The organism is Nostoc sp. (assembly GCF_036917135.1).
GTDB lineage: Bacteria > Cyanobacteriota > Cyanobacteriia > Cyanobacteriales > Nostocaceae > Nostoc.
Genome location: NZ_JBALEA010000030.1, coordinates 1 through 25,026, shown reverse-complemented (window position 1 = coordinate 25,026; position 25,026 = coordinate 1). Strand labels below are relative to the sequence as shown.

Genomic DNA, 25,026 nt, shown 5'->3' with positions numbered 1-25,026 from the left:
GCGTAGCCGAAGGGCGGAGCCGAGGTAAGCCGAAGTATTGGGCATTGGGAAAGAGGAGGCAGGAGGCAGGAGGTAGAAATAAATTCTTGAATTTTGAATTTTGAATTGATTTCTCCCTGATCCCGTACTTCTCAAAACTTGTAACTCAAAACCTGAATCACGCTACTTTCCGGCAAATCTTTAGGGCTAATGGAAATACTATCTCCATTGCTACGCCGGACTGTCATACCTTTCATCAAGGTGAGAAAATCATCTAGTGGCGAAATATCGCACTTAGCGGCATCAGCAGCTTGTGTGCGGTAATGGGTCGGAATCACCAACTTGGGATTTAACACTTGAATAGCCTGCTTTGCTTCTTGAGCATTGTAGGCTTTTGCACTGCCTCCCACTGGAATGAATGCGACATCGGGACGACCCATCAAGATTTTTTGCTCAATGGAAATGGGTGCGGCCGCTCCCCCTAAGTGTAAGATATTAATTCCGCCTTGCTTCCAACTCCAAGCAGTATTTGAGCCAAACTGTCTACCACCTTTGCGATCGTGGTCTATGGCAATTCCTTGGAACTTAATCCCTTTAAACTCGTAAACTCCTGGTTCGTAGATGAGTTTTGGATTTCCCGGTAGTATGTCCACAGCACCTTCATCCAGTAGTTGGCTGCTAATCAGTACTAAATCTACTGCAACTTTTGGTGGACGATACCCAGCAGTACAGCCGGCTGTCCGAAATGGATTGACGAGGATTTTCGCACCGCCACCAGTAAAAAGAAAGCAAGTATGACCCAACCACTGAACTGATAAACCGCTAGATTGTGCGTCAGCTTGAGATTCAGAACCCAAGTTAGTAAGCAAAGCTGTGACCAACCCCGCCCCAGCATAGCCCATCAACTGTCTTCGTTTCATTAATTATGTTCTCGACTGTAACTGTTCCAGAAAATTTCGCAGCAACTGTTTTCCTGAAGATGTCAGCACACTTTCTGGGTGAAACTGGACGCCCTGAATATGAGGATAGTTCCGGTGTCGCACTCCCATAATAGTGTTATCTTCAACCCAAGCGGTGATTTCTAACACATCTGGGCAAGTCTCACGTTCGATTACCAAACTATGATACCTGGTAGCGATTAGAGGATTTTCTAATCCCCGAAAAACCCCCACCCCACTGTGAGACACCTGAGAGGTTTTGCCATGCATCAACTCTGGAGCCGGAATTATTTTACCACCGAATACTTGACCAATACTTTGATGTCCCAAACAGACGCCCAAAATTGGTAACTCTTGTCCTAGCTGTTCAATCAATTCTAAGGAAATTCCAGCATCTTCCGGGCGACCTGGCCCAGGAGAAATAACTACGGCTTGCGGCTTTAATGCCCGAATCTCATCTATGGATATCTTGTCGTTACGAAAAACTTGAATATCATTTGCAACTGGGAATTCTGCTGCCAATTCTCCCAGATACTGCACTAAGTTATATGTAAAGCTATCGTAATTATCTATAACTATAATCAAAGCTCATCACTCCTGGTTTTTACCACTTATCAGTTCCAAAAAGCATAGACAAATATCTCATGCTATTTGTTCGCTAGGTGTAAAAATAACGCTAACGTGAACGCTTAAATATAAAGCGGTTACTCTACTAAAGATTACCAAGTAACCTTTTAGCCAGGATGCTTGGCGCGACGGCGAATAGCCCGCACTTCGGCTCCTTTCGACTTCTCTACGAGACGCTACGCGAACGCTCAAGGCAAGTCGCTCAGTGACCGTCGTAGACATCGCATGACTTAAATAATGTCTTCTCTAAAAGGGATGGGACAGAGGGCGATCCTCTCAAGGAGTAACTTGGCAATGCCTGGGTTGGGCTATGTCTAGGCAAATCACATCTACAAAGCCGATATAATTAACCTTAGCAGAGGAGGGAGCAATAGGGTACCAGCTACTAGCATCGCTACGAAAGCAGAGACAAGTACTGCACCTGCCGCACAATCTTTAGCGATTTTTGCCAAATCATGGTATGTCTGCTTAACGGTTAAGTCCACAACGGACTCGATTGCTGTATTTAGTAACTCTAATGCCAAAACTAAACCACTAGTGATACCAATTACCGCGATTTCCACCGCTTGCAGATGCAAAAAAACGCTTAATGCGATCGCCATTGCACAAACACTTATATGGATGCGAAAATTACGTTGAGTTTGAAAACTATAGCTGATTCCAGCCCAGGCATACTTAAAACTAACAAATAAATTAGAGGCTACTTTCCAGGAAAATTCCCGTTCGTTAGACACCAGTGTTTGTAACGAGGTGGGCGTTGGTGATGGAGAAACTTTTGGGGACATAGACTTAAAAATACAAAAACAGAGTTGCTACAGTGGGAATATTCGCCAATCTTAATGGCAGAATTAACTATGAGGCAATTTTCCACGCGAATATTATAAAAGTATTACCCCAACACTAAGGGATACACAAGCTACTGCTATTCTATGTCAATAGCAATACCTATTGTATTCAGCAATTTTACTTGCTGTTCTAACATTCGCTCTAAACTTTCTTCATCAGGATGATCCCAGCCCAAGAGGTGCAATAAACCGTGAGCAGCTAACCAGGCTAGCTCAGTTGGTAAACTGTGTTCTTGTTGTTGAGCTTGACGTTGTGCTGTATTTACAGACACAATAATATCACCTAGATATAATGGTACAGAAGCAAGCATTTCTTCGGTTTGCGGGAAGTCCACCTCCAAAGCAGCAAAGGCTAAAACGTCTGTCGGCTGATTTTGTTGACGATACTGGGCATTCAGTTCTTGAATTTGTGAGTCATCTGTCAAACGCAGCCCGATTTCATAACTTGGCGCTGGCGGAATCTGAGGGTGAAGTATTTCTAACCATTGATTAAACCAGTTTTCCCAAGTTTCAGGAGTAATTCGGGCATAAGTGTCCTGAATCTTTACAGATGTTGTCGGGGACAAATCGTAAAAAGAATCTTCCACATATAGTTCAACGCTCAGGGGCACGCAGTCTCCTTGTCTGAGGTTTATGGTTTGTCTTTAGTGAGTTAGGTAAGCAAGACCAACAAGGAGAGCTAAAAGCCCTACCGCAGTCAACGCAAAGTGCTTCAGGGAAGTTGCACCCTTCCGCACCATGTTTCGCATGGCAAGCTTTACGTAGCTAGGTTGAGGTTCTGTTGAAGGAGAGTTGCTCATAGTTATTTGTCTACAGACTCTTTTATAACTGTAACAGTTGGTCTGGGATAGAATTGCGATCGCCTGTATATTAACAAGGGATTTTTTTAAAGGCACCAATGAGATGGGGTGCTATGGGATGTCTACGACGGTCACTGAGCCTGTGTTGAGCGTAGCCGTTCGCGCAGCGTTTCGTAGAGAAGTGCGGGCTATTCGGCGTCGCGCCAATCTTAAAATCCTCAAAAACAAATAACAAGTGCTAAGTAATGTTAAAAATAATTACTTAGCACTTGTAAATAATCGCAAATTATGCTGGAGTATTTTCTACCAGTTTATTTTCTTGGCGCAGATAAGCTTGGATGAATGTATCAAATTCGCCATTCATCACATCGCCAATCGCTGTTGTTTCTGTATTTGTACGCAAATCTTTCACCATTTGGTAAGGGTGAAACACATAGTTACGGATTTGGTTTCCCCAGGAGGCTTCCACCATATCGCCACGAATTTCGGCGATTTCTTGGGCACGTTGCTCCTTGGCGATGACCAACAGCTTTGCTTTGAGGCGATTTAGGGCTTTTTCTTTATTTTGCAGCTGCGATCGCTCTTCTGTACAGCGCACAGCTAGACCCGTAGGAATGTGAACAATCCGTACCGCCGTTTCTACTTTGTTGACATTTTGCCCACCTTTACCACCAGAGCGGGTTGTGGTGATATCCAAATCTTTGTCTGGAATATCCAATTGTACAGAGTTATCAATCTGTGGCATCACTTCCACCCCAGCAAAACTGGTTTGTCGCTTTCCGTTAGCATTAAAAGGGGAAATCCGCACTAAGCGATGTGTACCCATCTCCGAACGCAAGTAACCATAAGCATAGCGACCGGTAATTTCTAGGGTTGCCGATTTAATTCCGGCTTCATCACCCTCTGACTCTTCAGCTAAAGTTACCTTATAGCCATGAGCTTCGCCCCAACGCGTGTACATCCGCATCAGCATAAATGCCCAGTCTTGAGCATCTGTGCCACCAGCGCCAGCACTAATTGTCAATACAGCACCTTCAGCATCATAGGGGCCAGAAAGTAACTGTTGTAACTCCCACTGGTCAAGGTCACGATTCAGTTTGGTGATGGTAGATTCGGCTTCTTGGAGTAGTGCCTCATCCGTTTCTAATTCCAATAATTCAACAACTGCCCTAGTATCTTCTAAATTGGCGTGCCAGCGATCGTATTGCTGGAGGTGGGCTTTCAGTTCGTTGAGTTCTTGCAGCGTTTGTTGGGCTTGGGTTTGGTTATCCCAAAATTCTGGCTGTGCTGATATTTTTTCCAGGTCTTGAATTTTGGCTGTCAGTGCAGGTATGTCAAAGATAGTCCTGGGTTTTACCCAGGCGGCTAGACAACGTTTCGATTTCGCGTTTGAGTTCTAGGACATCCATAATGCTTGTTTAATGAGAGATACAGCGCTTTGGATTAAAAAATTGCTCTTTATTCTACTGATGTTTCTTGATTTTAGCTGTAATTGGGCAAATTTTTTCTGCACTAGTTACAAAAGTTACTTGAAATTATCAAGGGCTTCTTTACTCACTGAAGTAGTGTGATTTAGCTGTTGGAGATAGGCTTTGATAAACAAATCAATTTCACCGTTCAACACCTCTGTCGCAGCAGGTGTTTCGACATTGGTACGTAAATCTTTCACCTTGGTATCAGGATGCAAGATATATTCACGGATGAGCTTGTTGGATAAAGATTTTATCAGCCGGGGTTGAATTTCGTCAAGCTGGACATTTTGGGCTAGTGCGTAGGCGTAGCCAGCCGTAGGCATCGCAAACAGTTTACTCTTGAGAATAGCTAAGGCTTTCTCTTTATTTTCTATCTGACTACGCTGTTGGTCGCAAAATACACTAATCCCGGTAGGAATGTGAAACACCCGCACCCATATTTCTGTCCGATTGACATTTCCCTGATAGCGTAGGAAAGTAATTTCCAAATCCTTCTCTGGAATATCAAAATCAATAGAGTCATCTAAAATCGGGCTGACTTCTACACTGGCTACGCAAGTATCCCGTTTGCCATTGCCATAAACAGGAGAAATTCGCTCTATTCTTGCATGAGTTCCTTGCTCCGATTTCAGTCAGCCATAAGCATAACGCCCTATAATTTCTAGGGTGGCATATTTGAACCCTCCGAAATCACCTGCTGACTCTTGCACTAGATATACTTTATGATGATGATTTACTGCCCAACGATGGTATAGCTGTAATAACATAGCTGCCCAGTGTTGGGCATTTATACTTCCAACCTCAGCCGTAATTGTCAAGAATGCCCCCTTTTGGTCGCAGGGGTCAGACAGTAATTGTTGTATTTCTACTGTTTCGAGTTCTTGCTGGAGTTGGGTAAGGTTGGTTTGCGCCTCTTGCAACAATTGCTTATCAGCTGATAATTCCAGCAATTCCAACGCAGCTTTGATATCTTCTAGAATCGAACACCAGCGCTGATATTCCTGATGCTTGTAGAATATGGAGTATTCAATTTCTTGAAGTACTTCATAAGCACGGGTTGGATTATTCCAAAAATCAGGTTGAGCAATTACTTGATCTAAATATTGAATTCTTGCAGTCAAATATTGGAGGTCAAAGACAGTCCTCAGCCTTGGTCAAGATATTAGATAACCTTTCTACTTCGATTTTGATATTTAAGAGTTCTAGCATAGTTTTGCTCTCTTGAGGCTGAACTTATCTGTATATTCTACTATGAAAACGATAAAAAACCGTGGGTGCTAAAAATTCAACCACGGTTTTTGCTTTATAAAAGGTTACTTTTGTGAGTGTCTACAGACAATTAATCGCGGCCATTAATGGCAATTAGCAACCGCAAGATAAAGACGAACAAGTTGATATAAGTGAGATACATCGACAAAGCAGCAGGCAGATATTGGTCATCGCTGTAAGTGCGGGGCAAGATGTAGAAATCCACAACAGAAACCCCAACAAACAGAAACACACCTAAACCAGAGATGGCAATTTCTAACCAATTTGGCGTGTAAATACCAAACATCGCAAAGCCGAATTGGGCAAGGCACACAACCACCAAGGCGATAACGCCAAGATTGATGGTTTTCGTCAAAGCCATGCCATCTTGTTCAGAAAGATTTGACCCAATTTGACGAGCGAAAATAAAGGTAACGCCACAACCAAGGGCAGCCAACCCAATGCCTTGAATGCCAACACCTTGGGATCTCAAAGCGACAAATACCAAGCCACTGAGAGTATATCCAGACAAGAGGCTGTAGGTTGCCAACAGAGGTAGTGCAAATCCCTTGTTACCTTTTTGGGCAACATTTTGGGCAACAAAGAACAAAATTAACTCCAAAATCACCGCACCAATGAAGGTGGGAAAAAATATGCCGGGGTTAGTACGGATAACTCCCAAACCGCCATAGGTTCCTAATGCCGTTAGCACCAATCCACCACCGACGTAGGGGAGGGCGTTGGCGATTACGTTTGGGCCAACGAGGGCGTGAGATTTAGCCTCACGGATAGCTTCACGAAAATTACTGGTATTGCTCATATTGAAAAACTGTTTTTTAGGAAGACATTGTGCTTATTCCTATTCTTACCAAGATTTAGGATGAGAAACCAGGAAGTGCAAGGTAGAAGACAACTAAATAAAAAAGATTAAGAAAGGTTGAAATTTTTATCTAAAAAACAAAAATAATCTGCAACAGAGAAGTTAGCAAAATCATGCGTAAAAATACGGAATTGTGGAGTTAGACCCCTCATAAGTTCAGTGAAACGACGATGGCTTATTCTGCCTTGACTAAGGAAAATAATGACAGCTTAAAAGAAAATATACGCAGCTCCATTTTCTTAGGAAGTAGGAGTTACAACAAAGGAATGTATATGGCAACAAGTGAATCCTATTTACGATCTGATGGTATAGAATTATTACACTTGTACCACCAGAATCCTTCTATTAAACTTCGTAATAAACTTGTACAGTTGCATACTGGCTTAGTGCGGAAGATGGCTCATAAATTTAGCCATCAATGCAATGAACCTTATGAAGATTTAGAACAAATCGGTTATTTTGGCTTGATTAGGGCAATTGAGCGCTTCGACCCTAGCCAAGGATATGCTTTTAGTTCCTTTGCAGTGCCATATATTCGCGGCGAGATGCTGCACTTTTTGCGCGATCGCAGTACTCTATTAAAAATTCCCCGTCGTTGGCAAGAATTATACAATGAAGGCCAAAAGATTCGCAAGGACTTGTCAATGTCTTTAGGTCGCCCGCCCAAGGATGCTGAAATTGCCAGCCAACTTCAGGTATCTGTGCAAGAATGGCAAGAAACCAAGTTAGCTGCTCAAAATCGGATGCCTTTGAGTTTAGATGCAACCGCAGTTAACTATGTTGATTGTCAAATAACCTTGGGTGAGGCACTTCCTTGTCCTCGTTCTCATGTGCTTCTGCAACAAGAAGAAGAACGCCAACAACTCCAAGGCGCGATAAATATGTTGGAAGAAAAGCCCCGTATGGCAGTTGAAATGGTATTTTTGAAGGAACTTTCTCGCAAGGACGCAGCTAAAAATATTGGCACAAGTCCAATGACAGTAACGCGCTACCTGCAAAAGGGAATTCAAGATTTGATTTGCTATTTGCAACCACAGGTAATGCCCACGGGATCGTAGTCATTAGTCAATGGTCAGTGGTTAGTAGAAAAGCAACTGACAAATACTTCTCTACGAGAGGCTGCGCCAACGACTCCGCAGTTCGACTGCGCTCACCGTAAACTCAGTACAAGTGACAAATGACTAATTATCTAGATTTTAAATCAGCGATCGCACCTTTGGTCATGGCAGCAATAGCTTGATCTGTCGCTTTTGGCAAATGATAATATTTACCTCCTGCTGTTTGCGATAATTCTTTGGCAAAGCCTGTAGACACAAATTTACTTTCCGTATCAATTACTAATAGTTGCATTCCTAAAGCCCGGATTCTGGCAGCAATTTCTAATAATTCTCCTTTGATATCTGGCTTTTCTCCTGGTTCTAGCTGTTCACCCAAAGAACGCGCTAAGGGAATATTACCCCGTCCATCGGTGATTGCCACAAGGACAACTTGCCCAATATCTCCACTCATCTGGGCATTTAAGCCGACGCGCACAGCTTGAGTTAAACCATGCGCTAAGGGCGAACCCCCACCACAGGGCAATCTTTCTAAGCGGTTACGCGCTAAAGCAATAGAACGTGTTGGAGGCAATAATACCTCTGCTTGTTCTCCCCGGAAGGGAATTAATGCTATTTGGTCGCGGTTTTGATAAGCTTCTGTCAACAGTTGCATTACCGCACCTTTAGCCGATTGCATTCGATTCAGGGCCATTGAGCCAGAAGCATCTACTACAAATACTACCAACGCCCCGGCTTTGCGTACCAGGCGTTTCGAGCGAATATCAGCTTGTTCAACAATAACTTTTCTATCTGGGTGTCTTTCTCTTCGTGATTTTTGATAAGGAGCCGCAGCTCTCAAGGTAGCATCTACTGCAATGCGTCGCGCTTTCCCCTTGGGCAACATTGGCTTAATGTAACGTCCCCTGTCATCGGAAAATATGACACTGCGACTACCAGATTTACCTTGCCGCTTCGCCATTTGAGTAAAGTAAAGCACGTTGTCATCCAGAATTACCCCTTCTGGATCAAAAATGAATTCTTCCGGGATGCTAGGGGGTTCTTGTTCTTGATTTTCTTCTTTTTCTTCCTGTTCTTCCTCTTCTTCCTCCTCCGATTCGTCCTGGGGTTCTTCTTGATTCTGTTGTGGTGGGGGTGGAGGCGGTGGTGGTGCTTGATCGGGTGGTGGTGTCTGCACAACTGTGGCGCGTGGTACAATCACCAATTCCACCGCACGGCGCAAATCTTCGGCATTAACTGTTGTTCGTCCCTCCAAAGCCGCCGCAGCTTTGGCAACCCGCGTGGCGAATAACTCGGCGCGATGTCCCTGAACTCCGCCGCGAATGGCCTCATCTACTAAGTAGGCAATTTGTTCATGGGTGATGATTACTTCTTTCAACCATTCCCGCGCCAAGATGATTTGGGTTTTGAGTGAGTCTAAATCTTCGTTGTACTGCTTGAGAAAATCTTGGGGAGATTTGGAATAGGCGATAGCCACCTCAACTGCTTCTACTCTTTGATCTAAGCCGAGTACACCGTCAGCAGAGAGGGCGATCGCAATTCTATCTAGTAAATGCTCTCGTAATCCGCCTTCTTCTGGGTTGTAGGTGGCAATAAATAAAGATTTACACGGATGCTGAAAACTAATTCCTTCCCGTTCAATCTGGTTGCGTCCCTCAGATAATACTGTTAGAAGCTGATTTGATATTTGGTCATCTAATAAATTAATTTCATCTACGTACAGTACACCTCGGTTTGCTGTAGCGAGTAAACCGGGCTGAAAAATGGTATCACCTTGTTTTACCGACTTTTCCACATCCACTGAACCGAGGAGTCGGTCTTCTGTAATACCTAGAGGAATTTGCAAAAAAGGCGCGGGGATAATTTCGACGGGAACATCTTGAATGTCTTTGTCTGCGTACTCCGCCAAAAGTTCATCATCCCATTCTTCTGGGTGGTTGGGGTCGCAATTACTGATTGAACCTTTGACAACTTCAATGGGCGGTAGTAGAGCATGGATAGCACGAGCCATCACAGATTTTGCCGTACCGCGACGACCTGCGATCGCCACTCCTCCCAAACCAGGATCAACTGCGGCTAACAGCAAGGCTAATTTTATTGCTTCTTGACCGACTACGGCACTCAAGGGAAAGGCAGTGATGGTGGGATTGATAGTAGGCGCAGGCATTATTTGCAATATAGCGAGTCTTGGCCTTTAGCATACCAATTTCTGACACCTTTAGAATAAGTATTATGGCAATGAGAGAAAGGTAAGGTTATGAGTATTGCTCAGGCTAAACGCTTCACACTAGATGAATACCACAGGCTTGGAGAATTAGGCTTTTTCCATGAAGATGACCACATTGAATTAATCAACGGGGAAATTATTGAAATGGCATCCAAAGGTAAAGCTCATGAAACTTGTTTAAGGAATTTCTGGAAGCAACTCCCAAAAATTGTAGGAGATAGGGCAACTTTGCAATCTCAAGCCCCGATTACTTTGCCACCTAAGAGCGAACCTGAACCGGATTTTGCGATTGTTCAAAACCGAGATGATAATTATCTATCGTCTCACCCTAAACCGACTGATGTGTTATTGGTGATGGAGGTTTCAGATTCTTCTTTAGCTTATGACCAAGATGTGAAAATCACTCTCTATGCTCAAGCGGGTATTACTGATTATTGGATATTCAATTTATTCGATAATTATTTGGAAGCTTACAGTGAACCATATCAGGATAACAAAGGCAGATATGGTTATTCAAATAAGCGAATTGTCTTGTCAAATGAGGTAATAAATTTTCCCTGCTTCTCTGATTTGTCTCTTGATTTAGCTAGAGTGTTTCCGCCAAAGTGAAGTTTTAAACTTTGTTATAGAATTAAGTCATAAGACAAAGGAGTAAGTTTTATGGCTTATAGTGATTTTAAACTTATTGAAGTTATTGATTCTTTTGAGTTAGTTATCCACGAATCATCTGGACTATTTGCAAATGTACAGGAGCAAGAGTGTAGTGATTTATTATCTACTATTCTGAGGGAAAATGTTGATTTAGCAGTAGCGATAAGTTCTGAAAAAGCTCGGAGCGAAATGATAATAAGTCCAATTTTATTAGAAATTAGACGCAAATTTAATTATGAAATCAGCTTTTTCTCTGGAGTTGACTTTACTGTTGATAGCCAACGAGGACTAAATGGCTTTTGTGATTTTATTTTGAGTCTTTCTTCAGAGCAGTTGCTTGTCCGTAGTCCTGTAATTGTTATAGTAGAAAGTAAAAATGAAAATTTGAGGTCTGGTTTAGCCCAATGTATTGCTGAAATGGTAGCAGCTCAGTTATTTAACGAGAGAGGTGGAAATCAAATCAAAGCTATATATGGTGCTGTTACTATCGGTACAATCTGGCAATTTCTCAAACTTGAAGGTAATGTAGTTTCCATTGATTTGAGTGAATATTATATTAAGGATATTAAGAAAATTTTAGGTATTTTATATGGTGCGATGTCTACGACGGGCTACGCCTACGCGCAAAGTAAACCGTAAATTATTTATTAGCTAAAATATTTTTGAAATAATACCATAGAGCATTTTTAAAGTTCATGGATATGGGTGAGCGCTTTTACGAAATCTTCACAAATAAATATATTGACATCCAGGAGCAGCTATGCAATCCTGTAGTTAAGACAGCAAAATAACCGCACTCTAAAACGCAGGTTTTTGGTAGTTGTCTCAGCAGCAGAATTCCTAGTTTCCTGCCGAGCTTCGTGTCATCCCTTCGGCTGAGTATTCAGTCCAATGTCCGGTCAACTGATTGACTAGACTTTCAACGGGAAGACGAGATGTTTGGATAAATATTCAGGCGAGGGGATGACGCGAAACTTGTTAGGAAACTAGGAGTTCTACTGCTGAGACTTAAACCAAAGAAAAGCGACAGTAGATAGCTTTATTACAGAGTAGTACTTTTTTTTGAGTACAAATTCCTCGTATAAAGCCCTGCTACTGCTAGATGTGTGATTTGTTGAAGCTGTCCAGTTCACCAAAAAATACTGGATATATTACAATGTCACACGCTAATCAATCTTCCAAAAAACAAACAAGACAGCAGAAAAATTCTATCGGTATTTTTGCCGATATTCAAAACGTCTCTTCAATCAAAGGGAAGGGTCATTTTTTGCTGGAATTTGCCCAATCCAAGGGGCATATCGGCTGTCAAAATGTCTACTATAATTCACACTACATAAACCAAGTTGGTACCAAAAATGAGCTAGCAATTCTTGGTATGAAGGGTGTTGATGTTCCTGATAATTCAGAGAATAGTGCAGATTATAGATTGATAAATGACTGTATTAATTGGGTTGCCTTTAATGCTTCTGTTAATATAATTATCCTGATGTTAGGAGACAGGGACTATGCTGGCTTAATTTGCATTTTAAAGGCTTTAGGTAAAAAAGTGATCATCTTTGCTCAAAGAGGTAGTGCCAGTCCAAAGCTAATTAAATTAGTTGGTAATGATAACTTCTACTTTGTAGATGAATTACCTCAGCTAGTTGACAATAGCAATAAAACTCAACCTAAAAACACGGCTCTTGTGCCTCAGATTAATTACAATGAGGCAATAGAGTATCTAACTGAAGCTATCAACACTGCCTTAAGTCAAGGTAAGCCTAGCGTATTTGGTCGCATTGATAAATTGATGCGTCAACGTTATGCTAACTATCAAGGATACTCATCTATTTCTACAGATGATGGCAAGAAATTTAAGCGTTTTAGTCAATTTATTGATGTTGCTGTAAAGGATGGCAAAGTCCGAAAGCAAAATGAGGAGTTATTTTTAACTGAGTTAGATATACTGGCTGCCTAAGATAGCTTTGGAAAACCCAGCTTTTTACTCAACTGGGTTTTCACAAGACACCGCAAATTGCGGTTTTTTAATGTCTGAACAAAAACACACTTGTATAGTTACCCAACAGTCAATTTCTGCAACAAGACACAAGATAAAAATGCACCAAATTCTAATATTCCATGATGAAAAACTTTTACGTCGTGCGCTTACCCACCGTTCTTATGTCAATGAAAATCCAGGAGAAGGTGAACATAATGAACGCTTAGAATTCCTTGGTGATGCTTTGTTGAACTTCTTAAGTGGTGAGTATCTCTATCGTTGTCACCCAGAAAGAAGAGAAGATGAATTAACGCGGCGGCGTTCCGCGTTGGTAGATGAGAAGCAATTAGCAAAGTTTGCCAAGGAGGTTGGTTTAGACTTTAGGATGCAGTTAGGAATAGGTGCGATTCGAGACGGAGGCTACCAAAATCCCAATTTACTTAGCAGTACCTTTGAAGCTGTTCTTGGTGCTTACTATTTAGACAATGGTTCTGATATTGGAAAAGTTCGCGCAATTGTAGAACCACTGTTTGATTCTGTACCTGAGAATATTGTTGTGTCTCGCTCTAATGTAGACTCAAAAAATCGCTTTCAGGAATGGGTGCAAAGCAGGGGTATCACTACTCCTCCGATATATAAGACAATACAAATAGGTGGTGAATCTCATACACCAGTGTTCAAATCTGAAGTATTTGTGGATGGACAGGAAGAAGCATTTGGAACGGGTAATGGACGCAATAAAAAAGATGCAGAAAAAGCTGCTGCTGAAGATGCGCTAGCTAAGTTGAAAAAACAAGGTTTGTTATAAAGTTTATGGGTTCAGAAATTTTGATAATCAGAGTCCCCTACTTATAACCAGTTATTAATTATCAGTGAACAGTTAACAATGATAACTGATTTCAATCCCCTTTCTGTTCCTGACTTTTCATGGTATCTGGAAAACCTCACTTCTATTTCTCTCTCCTAGAAAGAGAGAGACTTAGAACAAGCAGTTTCAATAATATTTATTATATACAAAAAAATTAGGGGTACAACAACTGTTGTACCCCTACAGATTGGCTATATTCAATGTGAGCAAAAACTATATATAATAACAAACAACCTCGTAACTACCGGATTATGAGCAATTCTTCACATTTACTACATTTAGATTAATGGTTTACTAAGGCAAATACTTTCTTGCTTGCCTGGGTGGGATAAGTGACGCTAGTGTTAAAAGAAATCATCCAAAGCGAAACACCCATCCCAGAAGTCGAGTAAGAAGCTAGAATGGCAATTCCAAATAAACAAGTAAAATCTAATACAGATATTTTAGATAATAGACGCACCCAAACTCGCATCCAGGTTCGCATTCCTAAAGACTTGCATGAGGAACCAGTCATTTCACGACTGGTTTCTCACTATGGCATTACAGTCATTATTGCTGATGCTCAAGTCAGCGCAAACGTGCCACAATATAGCTGCTTCGATTTGGAACTGCGAGGTACTGTTTCCCAGATTGAAAGCGCCCTAACTTACCTGGATGAACTGGATTTAGAAGTTTTGCACCAATCCAGCCCTGAAGAAGATGGGTGGTAAATCTTAATTAGGAGTTAGGAGTTAGGAGTTAGGAGTTAGGAGTTAGAAGTTAAAAAATTTATAATTCATAACTCCTAACTTTTAACTCTTAACTTTGTTTAAGCCATTTGATTTTCAATCGCCCACCGCGCTAGTTCAGTGCGGTTGTGGAGATTGGTTTTGCCCAACATATTGGACACATGGCTTTCAACCGTGCGCTGACTAACATTTAGTTCTTCAGCAATTTCACGGTTAGCTAAACCCCTAGCGACAAACTGGACTACTTTCAGTTCGGTTGGGGTTAATTGCACATCGAAGGGAACCTGGATACGGGAACCGTTTTCGCCTCCTTTTGCTTGGTGTTCTTTCCAACGGATAGTTTGTTTCAGCGAGGATTCAACTTGGGCTACGAGTTCTTCTGGTTCAAAGGGCTTGACCATATAAACATCAGCACCTTTATTCAGACCCTTAACTCGGTCTGCACTTTGTCCCTTAGCTGAAAGGAAAAGAACCGGAATCCAGCTGGTGCGTTCGTTTTGCCGGACTTGTTCCACAAAAGTATATCCGTCCATTTCCGGCATCATCACATCGCAGATGATCATGTCTGGAACATCTTGCTCTAAAATTTCCAGAGCTTCACGTCCATTTTCGGCGGTGATGACTTCATATCCCCGGAATTCTAAGTAATCCTTCACCAGCAAGATGAGGTTAGGGTCATCATCAATCAATAGAAGTCGTTTGTGATCTTTCATGCTGGGCTCTTTCATAGCAGTGGCACTTGTCGCGCTTCGGTCCATCAAAGTCTTGAATATTTATCCTCTGTGGTGGGTTATCTGAGATGTTGTCCTTTTTCCTACTTAACTTGCCTTTGCTGTCTCGAAGTCTTAAAAATGCCGAGCATTTTCAATAGACTAGTAGCTCGATAGCAAAAGTCCAGCAAGGATACGTATAGCAGTAGTATCTATAATGCGCTATTATATATCGCATTGAAAGGGGCGGGCGAGAAAACACTGATAAAATAATAATCCTTCTGACTCACAAGTAAGTATTGGCTTAAAGATGACCCTACCTCAAAACCAACCCGCACTTTCTTTAAGCTTACTGCTATACCATATCCTTCGGTTGTTAAGCCTCTATGAGGTGTTCACAAGAAACTAGGGAAGTTTCTGGCATAGGGTCGGTTAAAAACGCATATTTTTCAACCACCATTATGCGTATTTAAGTGTTCTCGGACGATCCCCAGGGTAACTTCCGGTTTGCTTGGCGATACCAGACACCATCAGGTTAAACCACCATTATGGGTCTAGAACAAGAAACACGCAAGTAATTGGCTTTAGTTCTAGAGACGTAAATGGGATAACTCGGTTGCGGCTCATTGAGTTTTAACTCCTAAGTCGCTTTTTAAGTATTCCCAGGATTCCAGACTAGCTCGTTTTGAGCAGCAATTAGCAATTATCTGGTCAGCGCAAATAAAAATATGTCGCTGATTTTTTGCAATTCCTAAACTTTCTACACAATTACTCAGGGTCTTATGTTTTAGAGACTTAGTGATTTTGGGGATTTGATGGCTAGACTGGATCACTCTATTCTTACTCATCGAGCGGCTCCCTGATTACAGTTCCGTAACAAATAAAAGGGAATGGGGAATGGGGAATGGGGATATGGGGAAGAATTCTCATAACTCCCTACTCCTTACTCCCTACTCACCACTCCCTACTCTCTTCGTAACTTACGGAACAGAACCCGCAAGGTATAACTAATTAAGCATTTATACTTAAGTACATCTCTGACTCTGTAGTTCGGGAACCCGTACTACAGGGATTCTTGCCATTGGATGCTAATTTTCGGTAGATTAGCACTCAGGAGTTGAGAGTGCTAAACTCTGGAGAAAATAATTATGGCTGCTTTATCTCTAAGCGTTTCTACAGTTAAACCTTTAGGCGATCGCGTTTTCATTAAAGTGAGCGCCCCTGAAGAAAAGACCGCAGGCGGTTTGTATTTACCCGACAATGCCCAAGAAAAGCCCCAAGTAGGGGAAGTAGTTGCTCTTGGCCCTGGCAAGCGTAACGACGACGGCAGCCGTCAGGAATTGGATATTAAAGTCGGCGATAAGGTGCTGTACTCCAAGTACGCTGGCACCGACATCAAACTCGGCACCGAAGAATATGTACTGCTTTCTGAAAAAGATATTTTAGCAGTCGTTATCTAGTGGGGAATGGGGAATGGGGAATAGGAAACAGTTTTCCTGATGCCCAATGCCCAATACCCAATTCAAGAAAAAATTGACCTAATCCCTGGATTTAGACACCTATGGCAAAGCGCATTATCTACAACGAAAACGCCCGTCGCGCCTTGGAACGAGGCATTGACATCCTGGCTGAGGCTGTAGCTGTTACCCTTGGCCCCAAAGGTCGTAACGTAGTTCTAGAAAAGAAATTTGGCGCACCGCAAATTGTTAACGACGGTGTAACGATCGCTAAAGAAATCGAATTAGAAGACCATATTGAAAACACTGGTGTAGCTCTGATTCGTCAAGCTGCTTCTAAGACCAATGATGCTGCGGGCGATGGTACCACCACTGCTACCGTTTTAGCTCATGCGATCGTCAAAGAAGGCTTGCGGAACGTTGCAGCAGGTGCTAACGCAATTTCGCTGAAGCGTGGTATTGACAAAGCTACTGCCTTTTTGGTAGACAAAATCAAAGAACACGCCCGTCCAGTAGAAGATTCCAAAGCCATTGCCCAAGTTGGTGCGATCTCGGCTGGTAATGACGAAGAAGTTGGTCAGATGATTGCCCAAGCAATGGACAAGGTGGGCAAGGAAGGCGTAATTTCCCTAGAAGAAGGGAAATCTATGTTCACCGAGTTGGAAATTACTGAAGGGATGCGCTTTGACAAAGGCTACATCTCTCCTTATTTCGCTACCGACGCTGAACGGATGGAAGCGGTTTTTGATGAGCCTTTCATACTGCTGACCGATAAGAAAATCGCTTTGGTACAAGACCTTGTGCCAGTGTTAGAGCAAGTAGCTCGTGCTGGTCGTCCTTTGGTGATTATCGCCGAAGATATTGAAAAAGAAGCTTTGGCAACCTTGGTAGTAAACCGTTTACGCGGTGTACTGAACGTGGCTGCTGTTAAGGCTCCTGGTTTTGGCGATCGCCGCAAAGCACTACTAGAAGACATCGCTGTTTTAACTGGCGGTCAACTAATCACCGAAGATGCTGGTTTGAAGCTAGATAACACCAAGCTAGATAGCCTGGGTAAAGCTCGCCGGATCACCATTACCAAGGACAGCACCACAATTGTTGCCGAAGGTAACGAAGCTGCTGTTAAGGCTCGTGTCGAACAGATTCGTCGTCAAATCGATGAAACCGAATCTTCTTACGACAAAGAGAAATTACAAGAGCGTCTTGCTAAACTCTCTGGTGGTGTTGCTGTAGTGAAAGTGGGTGCAGCGACCGAAACCGAAATGAAAGACAAGAAGCTGCGTCTAGAAGACGCTATCAACGCCACCAAAGCTGCTGTGGAAGAAGGTATCGTTCCTGGCGGTGGTACAACTCTGGCTCACCTTGCTCCTGAATTGGAAGTTTGGGCAAAGAGCAATCTTAAAGATGAAGAGTTGATTGGTGCGTTGATTGTCGTTCGTGCCTTACCTGCACCTCTGAAGCGGATTGCTGAAAACGCCGGTCAGAATGGTGCTGTGATCGCTGAACGCGTGAAAGAGAAAGAATTTAATGTTGGCTATAACGCTGCGACAAACGAATTCGTCGATTTGTTAGAAGCTGGTATTGTTGACCCTGCGAAAGTGACTCGTTCTGCTCTGCAAAACGCTGCTTCGATCGCTGGTATGGTGTTGACAACCGAATGTATTATAGTTGACAAGCCTGAGCCTAAGGATGGCGCTCCTGCTGGCGGTGGCGCTGGTGGTGGCGACTTCGATTACTAATACTTTGTAGTCCTCTGTTTGTAAAAATAGCTGCTTCCCTTGTGGAGGCGGCTATTTTTTTATGTCAAGATTCAGGTGTTTCAAACGAGAAAATAACGAAATGGAAGATTACCAAGCCGCTTTTATGCAGCGTCACCTTGATACTGAAATATTATGTAGAAAGGAATCGGAAAGAAGAGTAGCCGCTATGCACTTTGGAGGTGTAACTATTGAATGTTTATTAAAAGCAATGATTTTTGCTACCTTACCAAAGGGTGCAACTCAGGAATGGAAGACAGATGCTACTAATCCTGGGCATACTATTACTAATCCGGGACATAGTTACACAGAAGCATTAAATCGGCACAATCGACTTAAATCTAGAATTGCTAATTTTCCTGAAGTGCGAAAATGGCTTAATGAAGTGGAAAATCCAAATAGCCAAAATTTTATAGATATGCGTTATTGTGGCCTTGAGCCTGATGATAAAAGTTATAAACGCTGGTTAAAAGCTTATCAGAATCTCAAGAGGTGGTTACAAAAGCAAACTACTCAACTTTAAATAGGTGGTCAAATGCAGGAAAGTTGGCAGGTTTTGCTAAAACAGGAAATTACAAACCAGTATGTGCATAATTCAGAAGAATGGGTTGATTTAAATATTTCTACATCAGGTTTATTGAATTTGACTATTGTCAGCGATCGCTTTATTAATTTATCTATTCCTCAGAGGAAAGAACAAAGTTTTAATTTACTTAAATCACAAGTTCCTCATTTATCTCCTGGGTTTATTTCCTTATATACGCGTCAAGAAGCAGATTCACTAAATCTTTCAGCACCACAGGCTTTTAATACAACTTCAATACAAACTTGGCAAGATTTAGCAATTCAAGCAGCAAATCCGCAAAATCAACCTCAACTTCCCCAGCTTGAACCCAGTTTACCCAGAACCGTAACTTTTTATTCCTTTAAAGGAGGAGTAGGTCGAACTACTGCATTAACCCATGTTGCCTCAATTTTGGCAATGCGTGGTCTTAAAGTCGTAGCTGTGGATTTAGATTTAGAAGCACCTGGGTTGAGTACAGCATTCGACCTCAAGCCACAACCAAAGTATGGAATAGTTGACTATTTTTATGAGCGTTCCTACTTACCAGAAGACGTAGAACCAAGTATTTCAATTGCTGAAATTTTTGGTGAAGTGAAAATCTCTAACGCCACAGGAAGATTATTTGTTGTTACTGCTGGTTGTCTGAATCTTGATTATGTCTCCAAAGTTGATGATCTTCATGCTACTACTATTATTGATGGAGATCAAAATCTTTGGTCTGTTTTCAAACGTGAAATTTACGAACAATTAAAACCTGATATTATTTTAATTGACTCGAGAACTGGAATCAATCAATGGGGAGCTTTATCATTAATTCAAGCAGCTGACGAAGCAATTATATTTATTTTTCCTAACGAACAAAATAAACAAGGAATAGAACTGCTAATACAATCCCTGCAATGGGTAAAAAATTTATCCATTAATTTTGTTTTTTCTCCTGTTCCTGATGTTACTGAGATTGGTTTGTCGAAAGTAAAACAAATTTGGTACTCATTGCTGAACAGATTAAATACAGTAACAAATGAAAACTATGAAACAGATGAAGATGAGCCAGATTTAGATAATTCTCAAACTCCAATAGAAAAACTTTTAGTAGTCCCTTATCTTTTGCCAATCGCTTTGGCTGATAGCTATCTTGTACAAGGTATGCAAGATTACTACACAAAAATTGCGAACTTAATTGATGAAAAAACTGATGAACTCAAACGTAGCAATGTTTTAAATACAATAGATCATCGGTGGAATATTATTGAAACTCTCCAATTTCCTGAAGTAAATGCTGCTGATCAAAGACAAGATTTGAATCTACTATTTCAGCGCACTACTGATTTTGAAAGATTTTTAGACGATACAACCTGTCTAATTAGAGGACGAAAAGGCACAGGAAAAACTGCACTTTATTGGCTTTTTCTAAAACACAAAAGTGTTGCTCAAAAACTAGCTCATGGACGGTTGGATAAGACTATATTTTTATCAGCACATGGTAGATTCCAAAAAAGTCGCCCATCTCGTGATGAATTCCAAATCATCCATCAAAATTTGCAGCAAAATAGTGGCACATGGGAAGCTTTCTGGAGAGCTTATTTACTGCTGAGATGTCATCATGAAAATTTATTTAATTTTCCTAAAGGTAAGAAAGGTGCAAAGTTTAGTGAACTGAAAAAAATTATTAATAATTTACCTAAAGAAAGATGGCAGTCTGAATCTACTCAAGTTTTGTTAGAATTATCTACTAACTCTGAACTCCGCCTCATAGTCAAAGATGCCATAGATATTCTTCTTAATGAAGAAGCCAAAAATAATTCTCAAAAACTGTGGTTTCTTTACGATGATTTAGATGAAGATTTTCCTGAAGTAGGAGGAGTAAGACAGCAAGCACTCACTGGCTTATTCCAATTAGTTCAATCTTGTGATGCTAACAGATTAACAGAAATTAGATTTAAAATTTTCTTGAGAGAAGATATATGGAATCATTTAAGTTTCGACAATAAAAGTCATTTTACTGGACGGGACATTATCTTACAATGGACTAGGATTGACTTTCTCCGATTAGCACTTCGCCAAGCAATACAATCTGAAGATTTCAAGAATTTGGTTGACCGAATATCTCCTGTTGCTTTTGAAAGTATTGACCAAGCTACTGAAGAGGCGATTGATAAAGCTTTAGAAATACTTTGGGGAAGTCGTCGCCGAGGTGGAAACAGAGCTAAAAATGTATCTCGATGGGTTTATGAACGATTAACAGATTCAAGTGGTACTACTTTTCCTCGGAGTTTAAGTATATTACTTAAAGGAGCAAAAGAACAAGAACTAACCTATAAGGGACAATCATCAAGCAAATTCCGTACAGATCGCTTACTTCAAGGAAAATCCCTAGAATTTGGTTTGAAAAAAGCATCAGAAAAGCGATGTGAAGAAATTAAAGAGGAATACCCTGATTTGGCTAAATTTTTTGATTCTCTTAAGGGGAAATTGGCCTTCTTATCTAAAGAACAGTTACAAACAGTATGGGAAGAGTCAGCACATGATATAGCAGATTTTGAAGAATTTGCTTCTTTTCTAGCGGAAATTGGCATTATTGAATGGCGGAAAAAAGAGAAACGCTATAAGGTTGCTGATATCTATGTATATGGTTTTGAAATGGATCGTAGAGGCGCGGTATAAAAATATTGTCGACTTTATTTATATTGCAGTTTGTATAGAAGTTCTCACCGTTTTGAGGTTTGCAAAAGATTTGGTTTGGCAATTTTTGCGGGAGGATATTATGAAAGAGTCTGTAATTTATCAAGATATCGTTCAAAAGGAAGCGTTTAAATTGATTAGTCGTCAGCTTAAACGGCGTTTTGGTGATATTGATGGATCGTTAGTTGAACAGGTTCGGAATTTATATGCTGAACAGTTAGAAAATTTGGGAGAGGCGTTGTTGGATTTTTCGGAAGTTGCTGATTTGATAGCTTGGTTAGAACAGCAATAGAGGAATTAATAAAGCTGCATCATATTTTAGAGATTGAGGCTGCAAGTAGTTTACCGCTTTTATCTTGAGCTTGCAATTTTTGAATAATATGCTCAATAATAATATTCAAATCCTTTCGGCGGCGCATAGAGCGTTTCGGGTCAAGTTGACCGTGTTTCAATAATTCTCTAACCTGTTCTCCTAGCTCAGTTAAGTAAAACCTCAGTTGTTCTTCACTCTGTTCGCGTAAAATTTGCCTACATTCACTTAGGATAAGATCGCCATTTTCAAGAGTTTTACTAGCGTCTGATTGCTTTGGTGTTGCTTCGGACAATTTTTTACTTTTTTGAGCGTTTAAACTGTTCGTTAAACATTTTTCTACAGCCTTGGCAAGTTTGGGATCGGATTCTACTACTTCTGCGATCGCTCTTAATAAATCTGCAATTTGTGATGCTTCCATTATCTACCTACTCTCTGAATAAATTCTTTAGTTAATTTCACCATCGATTCGTGAGCATCGCCACCATATTTTTGTTTATATGTTAATTCAATACTCCAATCTAAACTTTCGGCAATTTTTGCTCTTTCTGGAATTTTTGTTTGAAAAACGGTAGGAAAAAAAGGATGCCCGATAATAAAATTTAAATTCTCAGTTTGGGCTAAAGTTCCGTTATAACGCGAAATTAGAGTTCCTACTGGTTGTAAGCTGTGTTCAAAATCTTTGTTAAACTTTTCAATGTGTTCAAGTAATAAATCTAATCCATGAATTGACATTCTGTTTGGTACACAAGGGATTATACAAGCATTACTAGCTAGGAATGCACTTTTAACTATTGTGTTAATATTTGGGGCACAGTCTATTAATATGTAGTCATAATTATTCAATAATGGTTTTAGTATTGTACGAAGAAGCTCAACAGGTTTTAAGTTTAAAGAATAATAGCCTGATGGTAAATCTTCCTGAATTTCAAATAACCTCGGACTGCTGGGTATAAGATGTAGGTGAGAAAAAGAATTGTTATTTCTAACATTTGAAATATTGTTTTTAGCTATAAACTTCTCATTTTTTGCACTGTCTAAAAAATATTCAGGATTTTTAAATAAGAAAGGCAATGTCAATCCTCTATTGTTAAATTCCTTTTCCCAAACCTCTTCTGACATTAAAGCACTAGTCAAATTGCTTTGAGGGTCAAGATCAATAGCAAGTACACGCTTTTTGTACATGGTATCGCCGGCTAAATATTCTGCTAATGCCATGACGATGGTAGTTTTGCCAACTCCACCCTTGAGGTTACAAATACTTATCACTTTAGCTGTCATAATTTCTGGTAGATTGACGCATTTCATAGGCTACAATTCTATGTTTCCCTGAAAATATGCCCAACTAACAGGTTCATTTTTATTTTTCCATAAAAACCCATGAGCCAAATTAATAGATTTAACTGGACTGATTGGACGAGCAATGAGTGCTTCTTATCTACCGCATGAAGGCTCGGCATACGAACAGCTTATTGATAGTTTTCAAGAATTATATCAGCGCTTTTGTGATGAGAGTGGTTTTGTCTATATGATTTATCGCACTAGCGTACACCTTGGGGAAGTAATTTAAAAATAAAAATGGGAATCATAAGAAGTAGGGTGCGTTAATTCACTCTCAATAAATATCAGGATTCACATGGCACAACCAAAATATGAAGGTTATTGCGAATGCATACCTACCAAATTAGTCAAAGAAAAATTTGGAGATGTCAATGTTTATGCCCAAAATGCGAAATCACTATTAACAAAAGCTACTGGTTTTATTGGTAATTATGATTTTACTCTAAATCCTTACAGGGGATGTCAATACGGTTGTAGTTATTGCTATGCTGCTGCATTTAGCCCTAATGCTCAAATGCGCCAAGATTGGGGAAAATGGGTAATTTTTAAGGAAAATTCTGCTGAGATTTTAGGGAAAGAATTAAAAAAATGGTATGAAAAAAATCCTCAGACTCCTCCTAGTATATACATGAGTAGCGTTACTGATCCTTATCAACCACTTGAGTCTAAACATCAATTGACTCGTCGGTTGTTGGAGGTAATGCTAGATATGGGGATTGACGGTTATCCAATTCCAACTTTGGTGATTCAAACTCGTAGCCCAATTATTACTAGAGATATTGATTATTTACAACGATTTAAGCGATTGCGAATTAATATGAGCATTCCCACTGGTAGCGAATTAGTGAGGAAAGATTTTGAACCGCGATCGCCCAGTATTAAAGCTAGACTAAATGCTATTACTAAAATAAAACAAAGTATTGATTATTTCAAAGGTTTTCTTCCTAAAATTTCTATCACTATTACCCCTTTACTTCCTACTTTAGCAACTGATGAAGCTGCTTTTTTTGAAAAACTAGCCATCGCCGATAGAATTGTAATTCAAGCTTTTCATGCTAGCGACAGTCGTTCTCTTATAGCATCAACTCGCCAAGAAGCTGAAGAAATTAAGCAAAAATACTCTTGGTGGTATGAAGATGAGAAAGTAAGCTATATGAAATTTAAGGAAAAGTTAGTTTTTCGACTTCCAGATGTAGAAATTATGGAAGGCAAAGAGGGATTTGGTTATGCATAATCCTATCATAAATTGGTGGCGAAGTCAGCAGTTCAAATTATCTTTAAAACGTGGGGATATCCGACGTGCAATCCAACTATTGCAAGAAATTCAAAAGTCAGGTGCAAGATTCTCATGGTTAGAAAAACTATTTAGGGATAAACTTCAACTTGAACGTTATTCCCAAGAATACAAACGACAGACAGAAACTTTAAGTAAACAACTAACAGAAGCATTCCAGCAAAAAGATGATCTCATATTAATGCCAGAGGATGAATTTGTTAAATATATCTATAAAGTTTTTAATTTAATACAGCATGATGAATCTAAATTGCAATCTACTGCTATTGATGAACGGATATTTGATAATTTTGAATCAAGTTTAGTTGAATATCTCAAAGAAGAATTTAGTAGGATTCCTGACAAACAGTTATTTGTTAAGTTAGAAGACGCTCTTGAAGATATTAATAACTTAAAAATTGGACAAGACCCAGACTATCGTTTTAGTCTAACTCCTCATGTCTACTTTATGAAGTATTTTTTAGAAAATGTATATTGTATATATTTAGCTTGGTTTCTCATTTACCAGGATGCTTTACTACTGGAGTTTAGACTAAACCATAAAAAATGACTCAGCAGGGCTGAGTTAATAATAGACTTGTTAAAAGTATGAACGAGCTTTGATATTAAACGGC

The 25,026-nt window shown here is 40.4% G+C and carries 26 protein-coding genes and 1 pseudogene; 14 read left to right on the top strand and 13 right to left on the bottom strand.

From position 1 onward, the window contains the following. Nucleotides 1–131: 131 nt before the first annotated feature. The 9 genes and pseudogenes from V7K50_RS08110 to V7K50_RS08070 all read right to left on the bottom strand — a co-directional run bounded on the left by V7K50_RS08110 (nucleotide 132) and on the right by V7K50_RS08070 (nucleotide 6,729). Nucleotides 132–899 (bottom strand): MBL fold metallo-hydrolase, encoded by a 768-nt coding sequence (locus V7K50_RS08110; protein ID WP_334958893.1) that lies wholly within the window; start codon nucleotides 897–899, stop codon nucleotides 132–134. A 3-nt stretch (nucleotides 900–902) separates the two neighbouring features. Then, a complete protein-coding gene (locus tag V7K50_RS08105) occupies nucleotides 903–1,502 on the bottom strand; it encodes an anthranilate synthase component II (RefSeq protein ID WP_334958891.1) in 600 nt (199 codons plus the stop codon). Nucleotides 1,503–1,559: 57 nt separating this feature from the next. After that, complete coding sequence (locus tag V7K50_RS08100) at nucleotides 1,560–1,766, bottom strand: hypothetical protein (protein ID WP_334958889.1); 207 nt, start codon at nucleotides 1,764–1,766, stop codon at nucleotides 1,560–1,562. A 107-nt stretch (nucleotides 1,767–1,873) separates the two neighbouring features. Further along, nucleotides 1,874–2,329 carry a diacylglycerol kinase family protein gene (locus V7K50_RS08095; protein WP_334958887.1) on the bottom strand — a complete coding sequence of 152 codons (456 nt, stop codon included), beginning with the start codon at nucleotides 2,327–2,329 and terminating at the stop codon, nucleotides 1,874–1,876. Nucleotides 2,330–2,466: 137 nt separating this feature from the next. After that, entirely contained in the window at nucleotides 2,467–2,994 is a 528-nt protein-coding gene (gene ybeY, locus V7K50_RS08090) for an rRNA maturation RNase YbeY (RefSeq protein ID WP_334959072.1), read from the bottom strand. Between the two features lie 39 nt (nucleotides 2,995–3,033). Next, nucleotides 3,034–3,189 carry a DUF3285 domain-containing protein gene (locus V7K50_RS08085; RefSeq protein WP_012408076.1) on the bottom strand — a complete coding sequence of 52 codons (156 nt, stop codon included), beginning with the start codon at nucleotides 3,187–3,189 and terminating at the stop codon, nucleotides 3,034–3,036. 286 nt (nucleotides 3,190–3,475) lie between these two features. Continuing rightward, nucleotides 3,476–4,598 (bottom strand): peptide chain release factor 2 gene (prfB, locus tag V7K50_RS08080; protein WP_334958885.1). Its coding sequence is split into 2 segments (ribosomal slippage): nucleotides 3,476–4,525 and nucleotides 4,527–4,598, totalling 1,122 coding nucleotides; the frame shifts between segments, so codons are not numbered across the junction. 116 nt (nucleotides 4,599–4,714) lie between these two features. Beyond that, nucleotides 4,715–5,870 (bottom strand): annotated as a pseudogene (locus V7K50_RS08075) (PCRF domain-containing protein). Nucleotides 5,871–6,000: 130 nt separating this feature from the next. Continuing rightward, a complete protein-coding gene (locus V7K50_RS08070; protein ID WP_334958883.1) occupies nucleotides 6,001–6,729 on the bottom strand; it encodes a Bax inhibitor-1/YccA family protein in 729 nt (242 codons plus the stop codon). A gap of 332 nt (nucleotides 6,730–7,061) precedes the next feature. Here V7K50_RS08070 and V7K50_RS08065 point away from each other — a divergent pair, with 332 nt between their 5' ends. Continuing rightward, on the top strand, nucleotides 7,062–7,847 hold the full coding sequence (locus tag V7K50_RS08065) for an RNA polymerase sigma factor SigF (protein WP_334958881.1): 786 nt from the start codon (nucleotides 7,062–7,064) through the stop codon (nucleotides 7,845–7,847). A gap of 127 nt (nucleotides 7,848–7,974) precedes the next feature. Here V7K50_RS08065 and bchD read toward each other — a convergent pair whose 3' ends face one another. After that, entirely contained in the window at nucleotides 7,975–10,011 is a 2,037-nt protein-coding gene (gene bchD, locus V7K50_RS08060; RefSeq protein ID WP_334958879.1) for a magnesium chelatase ATPase subunit D, read from the bottom strand. A gap of 90 nt (nucleotides 10,012–10,101) precedes the next feature. Here bchD and V7K50_RS08055 point away from each other — a divergent pair, with 90 nt between their 5' ends. From V7K50_RS08055 to V7K50_RS08035, 5 genes are all read left to right on the top strand, one after another. Next, entirely contained in the window at nucleotides 10,102–10,680 is a 579-nt protein-coding gene (locus tag V7K50_RS08055; protein ID WP_334958877.1) for a Uma2 family endonuclease, read from the top strand. A 51-nt stretch (nucleotides 10,681–10,731) separates the two neighbouring features. After that, nucleotides 10,732–11,361: a hypothetical protein gene (locus V7K50_RS08050; RefSeq protein WP_334958875.1), complete on the top strand. Its 630-nt coding sequence runs from the start codon at nucleotides 10,732–10,734 to the stop codon at nucleotides 11,359–11,361. A 517-nt stretch (nucleotides 11,362–11,878) separates the two neighbouring features. Continuing rightward, nucleotides 11,879–12,679, top strand: coding sequence for an NYN domain-containing protein (locus tag V7K50_RS08045; protein WP_334958873.1), 801 nt, complete (start codon nucleotides 11,879–11,881; stop codon nucleotides 12,677–12,679). A gap of 139 nt (nucleotides 12,680–12,818) precedes the next feature. Further along, the gene (rnc, locus tag V7K50_RS08040; protein ID WP_334959070.1) at nucleotides 12,819–13,508 is read left to right on the top strand and encodes a ribonuclease III; all 690 of its coding nucleotides are present in this window, start codon (nucleotides 12,819–12,821) and stop codon (nucleotides 13,506–13,508) included. Nucleotides 13,509–13,969: 461 nt separating this feature from the next. Next, nucleotides 13,970–14,278: an NIL domain-containing protein gene (locus tag V7K50_RS08035; RefSeq protein ID WP_181927876.1), complete on the top strand. Its 309-nt coding sequence runs from the start codon at nucleotides 13,970–13,972 to the stop codon at nucleotides 14,276–14,278. A gap of 98 nt (nucleotides 14,279–14,376) precedes the next feature. Here the strand turns inward: V7K50_RS08035 and V7K50_RS08030 are convergent, their stop codons facing one another. Beyond that, complete coding sequence (locus V7K50_RS08030) at nucleotides 14,377–15,054, bottom strand: response regulator transcription factor (RefSeq protein ID WP_012407592.1); 678 nt, start codon at nucleotides 15,052–15,054, stop codon at nucleotides 14,377–14,379. A gap of 1,100 nt (nucleotides 15,055–16,154) precedes the next feature. Between V7K50_RS08030 and groES the strand changes: the two genes are divergently transcribed. The 5 genes from groES to V7K50_RS08005 all read left to right on the top strand — a co-directional run bounded on the left by groES (nucleotide 16,155) and on the right by V7K50_RS08005 (nucleotide 21,759). Continuing rightward, the gene (groES, locus tag V7K50_RS08025) at nucleotides 16,155–16,466 is read left to right on the top strand and encodes a co-chaperone GroES (RefSeq protein ID WP_334802295.1); all 312 of its coding nucleotides are present in this window, start codon (nucleotides 16,155–16,157) and stop codon (nucleotides 16,464–16,466) included. A gap of 101 nt (nucleotides 16,467–16,567) precedes the next feature. Next, nucleotides 16,568–18,202 carry a chaperonin GroEL gene (gene groL, locus V7K50_RS08020; protein WP_334958871.1) on the top strand — a complete coding sequence of 545 codons (1,635 nt, stop codon included), beginning with the start codon at nucleotides 16,568–16,570 and terminating at the stop codon, nucleotides 18,200–18,202. Nucleotides 18,203–18,302: 100 nt separating this feature from the next. Beyond that, the gene (locus tag V7K50_RS08015; protein ID WP_334958869.1) at nucleotides 18,303–18,743 is read left to right on the top strand and encodes a hypothetical protein; all 441 of its coding nucleotides are present in this window, start codon (nucleotides 18,303–18,305) and stop codon (nucleotides 18,741–18,743) included. A gap of 12 nt (nucleotides 18,744–18,755) precedes the next feature. Continuing rightward, a complete protein-coding gene (locus V7K50_RS08010; RefSeq protein WP_334958867.1) occupies nucleotides 18,756–21,449 on the top strand; it encodes a MinD/ParA family ATP-binding protein in 2,694 nt (897 codons plus the stop codon). Next, on the top strand, nucleotides 21,415–21,759 hold the full coding sequence (locus tag V7K50_RS08005; RefSeq protein ID WP_334958865.1) for a DUF4351 domain-containing protein: 345 nt from the start codon (nucleotides 21,415–21,417) through the stop codon (nucleotides 21,757–21,759). Before V7K50_RS08010 ends, V7K50_RS08005 begins: the two co-directional genes overlap by 35 nt. A gap of 19 nt (nucleotides 21,760–21,778) precedes the next feature. Here V7K50_RS08005 and V7K50_RS08000 read toward each other — a convergent pair whose 3' ends face one another. Together V7K50_RS08000 and V7K50_RS07995 are read right to left on the bottom strand one after the other, a co-directional pair. Further along, complete coding sequence (locus V7K50_RS08000; protein WP_334958863.1) at nucleotides 21,779–22,198, bottom strand: hypothetical protein; 420 nt, start codon at nucleotides 22,196–22,198, stop codon at nucleotides 21,779–21,781. Beyond that, nucleotides 22,198–23,058, bottom strand: a complete 861-nt coding sequence (locus V7K50_RS07995) for a ParA family protein (RefSeq protein WP_334958861.1) — start codon at nucleotides 23,056–23,058, stop codon at nucleotides 22,198–22,200. Before V7K50_RS07995 ends, V7K50_RS08000 begins: the two co-directional genes overlap by 1 nt. A 142-nt stretch (nucleotides 23,059–23,200) precedes the next feature. On the opposite strand from V7K50_RS07995, the gene V7K50_RS07990 reads away from it, so the two are divergent. From V7K50_RS07990 to V7K50_RS07980, 3 genes are all read left to right on the top strand, one after another. Continuing rightward, a complete protein-coding gene (locus tag V7K50_RS07990) occupies nucleotides 23,201–23,347 on the top strand; it encodes a hypothetical protein (protein ID WP_334958859.1) in 147 nt (48 codons plus the stop codon). Nucleotides 23,348–23,413: 66 nt separating this feature from the next. Next, nucleotides 23,414–24,352 (top strand): SPL family radical SAM protein, encoded by a 939-nt coding sequence (locus V7K50_RS07985; RefSeq protein ID WP_334958858.1) that lies wholly within the window; start codon nucleotides 23,414–23,416, stop codon nucleotides 24,350–24,352. Beyond that, nucleotides 24,345–24,962, top strand: a complete 618-nt coding sequence (locus V7K50_RS07980; RefSeq protein WP_334958856.1) for a hypothetical protein — start codon at nucleotides 24,345–24,347, stop codon at nucleotides 24,960–24,962. Before V7K50_RS07985 ends, V7K50_RS07980 begins: the two co-directional genes overlap by 8 nt. The last annotated feature ends 64 nt before the right edge of the window (nucleotides 24,963–25,026 follow it).

Bases quoted from the DNA above. Each gene is read 5' to 3' on its own strand.
- V7K50_RS08110 (WP_334958893.1), bottom strand. From the start codon at position 899: ATGAAACGAAGACAGTTGATGGGCTATGCTGGGGCGGGGTTGGTCACA.
- V7K50_RS08100 (WP_334958889.1), bottom strand. From the start codon at position 1,766: ATGTCTACGACGGTCACTGAGCGACTTGCCTTGAGCGTTCGCGTAGCG.
- V7K50_RS08095 (WP_334958887.1), bottom strand. From the start codon at position 2,329: ATGTCCCCAAAAGTTTCTCCATCACCAACGCCCACCTCGTTACAAACA.
- V7K50_RS08085 (WP_012408076.1), bottom strand. From the start codon at position 3,189: ATGAGCAACTCTCCTTCAACAGAACCTCAACCTAGCTACGTAAAGCTT.
- V7K50_RS08070 (WP_334958883.1), bottom strand. From the start codon at position 6,729: ATGAGCAATACCAGTAATTTTCGTGAAGCTATCCGTGAGGCTAAATCT.
- V7K50_RS08065 (WP_334958881.1), top strand. From the start codon at position 7,062: ATGGCAACAAGTGAATCCTATTTACGATCTGATGGTATAGAATTATTA.
- bchD (WP_334958879.1), bottom strand. From the start codon at position 10,011: ATGCCTGCGCCTACTATCAATCCCACCATCACTGCCTTTCCCTTGAGT.
- V7K50_RS08055 (WP_334958877.1), top strand. From the start codon at position 10,102: ATGAGTATTGCTCAGGCTAAACGCTTCACACTAGATGAATACCACAGG.
- V7K50_RS08050 (WP_334958875.1), top strand. From the start codon at position 10,732: ATGGCTTATAGTGATTTTAAACTTATTGAAGTTATTGATTCTTTTGAG.
- V7K50_RS08045 (WP_334958873.1), top strand. From the start codon at position 11,879: ATGTCACACGCTAATCAATCTTCCAAAAAACAAACAAGACAGCAGAAA.
- rnc (WP_334959070.1), top strand. From the start codon at position 12,819: ATGCACCAAATTCTAATATTCCATGATGAAAAACTTTTACGTCGTGCG.
- V7K50_RS08035 (WP_181927876.1), top strand. From the start codon at position 13,970: ATGGCAATTCCAAATAAACAAGTAAAATCTAATACAGATATTTTAGAT.
- V7K50_RS08030 (WP_012407592.1), bottom strand. From the start codon at position 15,054: ATGGACCGAAGCGCGACAAGTGCCACTGCTATGAAAGAGCCCAGCATG.
- groES (WP_334802295.1), top strand. From the start codon at position 16,155: ATGGCTGCTTTATCTCTAAGCGTTTCTACAGTTAAACCTTTAGGCGAT.
- groL (WP_334958871.1), top strand. From the start codon at position 16,568: ATGGCAAAGCGCATTATCTACAACGAAAACGCCCGTCGCGCCTTGGAA.
- V7K50_RS08015 (WP_334958869.1), top strand. From the start codon at position 18,303: ATGGAAGATTACCAAGCCGCTTTTATGCAGCGTCACCTTGATACTGAA.
- V7K50_RS08010 (WP_334958867.1), top strand. From the start codon at position 18,756: ATGCAGGAAAGTTGGCAGGTTTTGCTAAAACAGGAAATTACAAACCAG.
- V7K50_RS08005 (WP_334958865.1), top strand. From the start codon at position 21,415: ATGGTTTTGAAATGGATCGTAGAGGCGCGGTATAAAAATATTGTCGAC.
- V7K50_RS08000 (WP_334958863.1), bottom strand. From the start codon at position 22,198: ATGGAAGCATCACAAATTGCAGATTTATTAAGAGCGATCGCAGAAGTA.
- V7K50_RS07995 (WP_334958861.1), bottom strand. From the start codon at position 23,058: ATGACAGCTAAAGTGATAAGTATTTGTAACCTCAAGGGTGGAGTTGGC.
- V7K50_RS07990 (WP_334958859.1), top strand. From the start codon at position 23,201: ATGAGTGCTTCTTATCTACCGCATGAAGGCTCGGCATACGAACAGCTT.
- V7K50_RS07985 (WP_334958858.1), top strand. From the start codon at position 23,414: ATGGCACAACCAAAATATGAAGGTTATTGCGAATGCATACCTACCAAA.
- V7K50_RS07980 (WP_334958856.1), top strand. From the start codon at position 24,345: ATGCATAATCCTATCATAAATTGGTGGCGAAGTCAGCAGTTCAAATTA.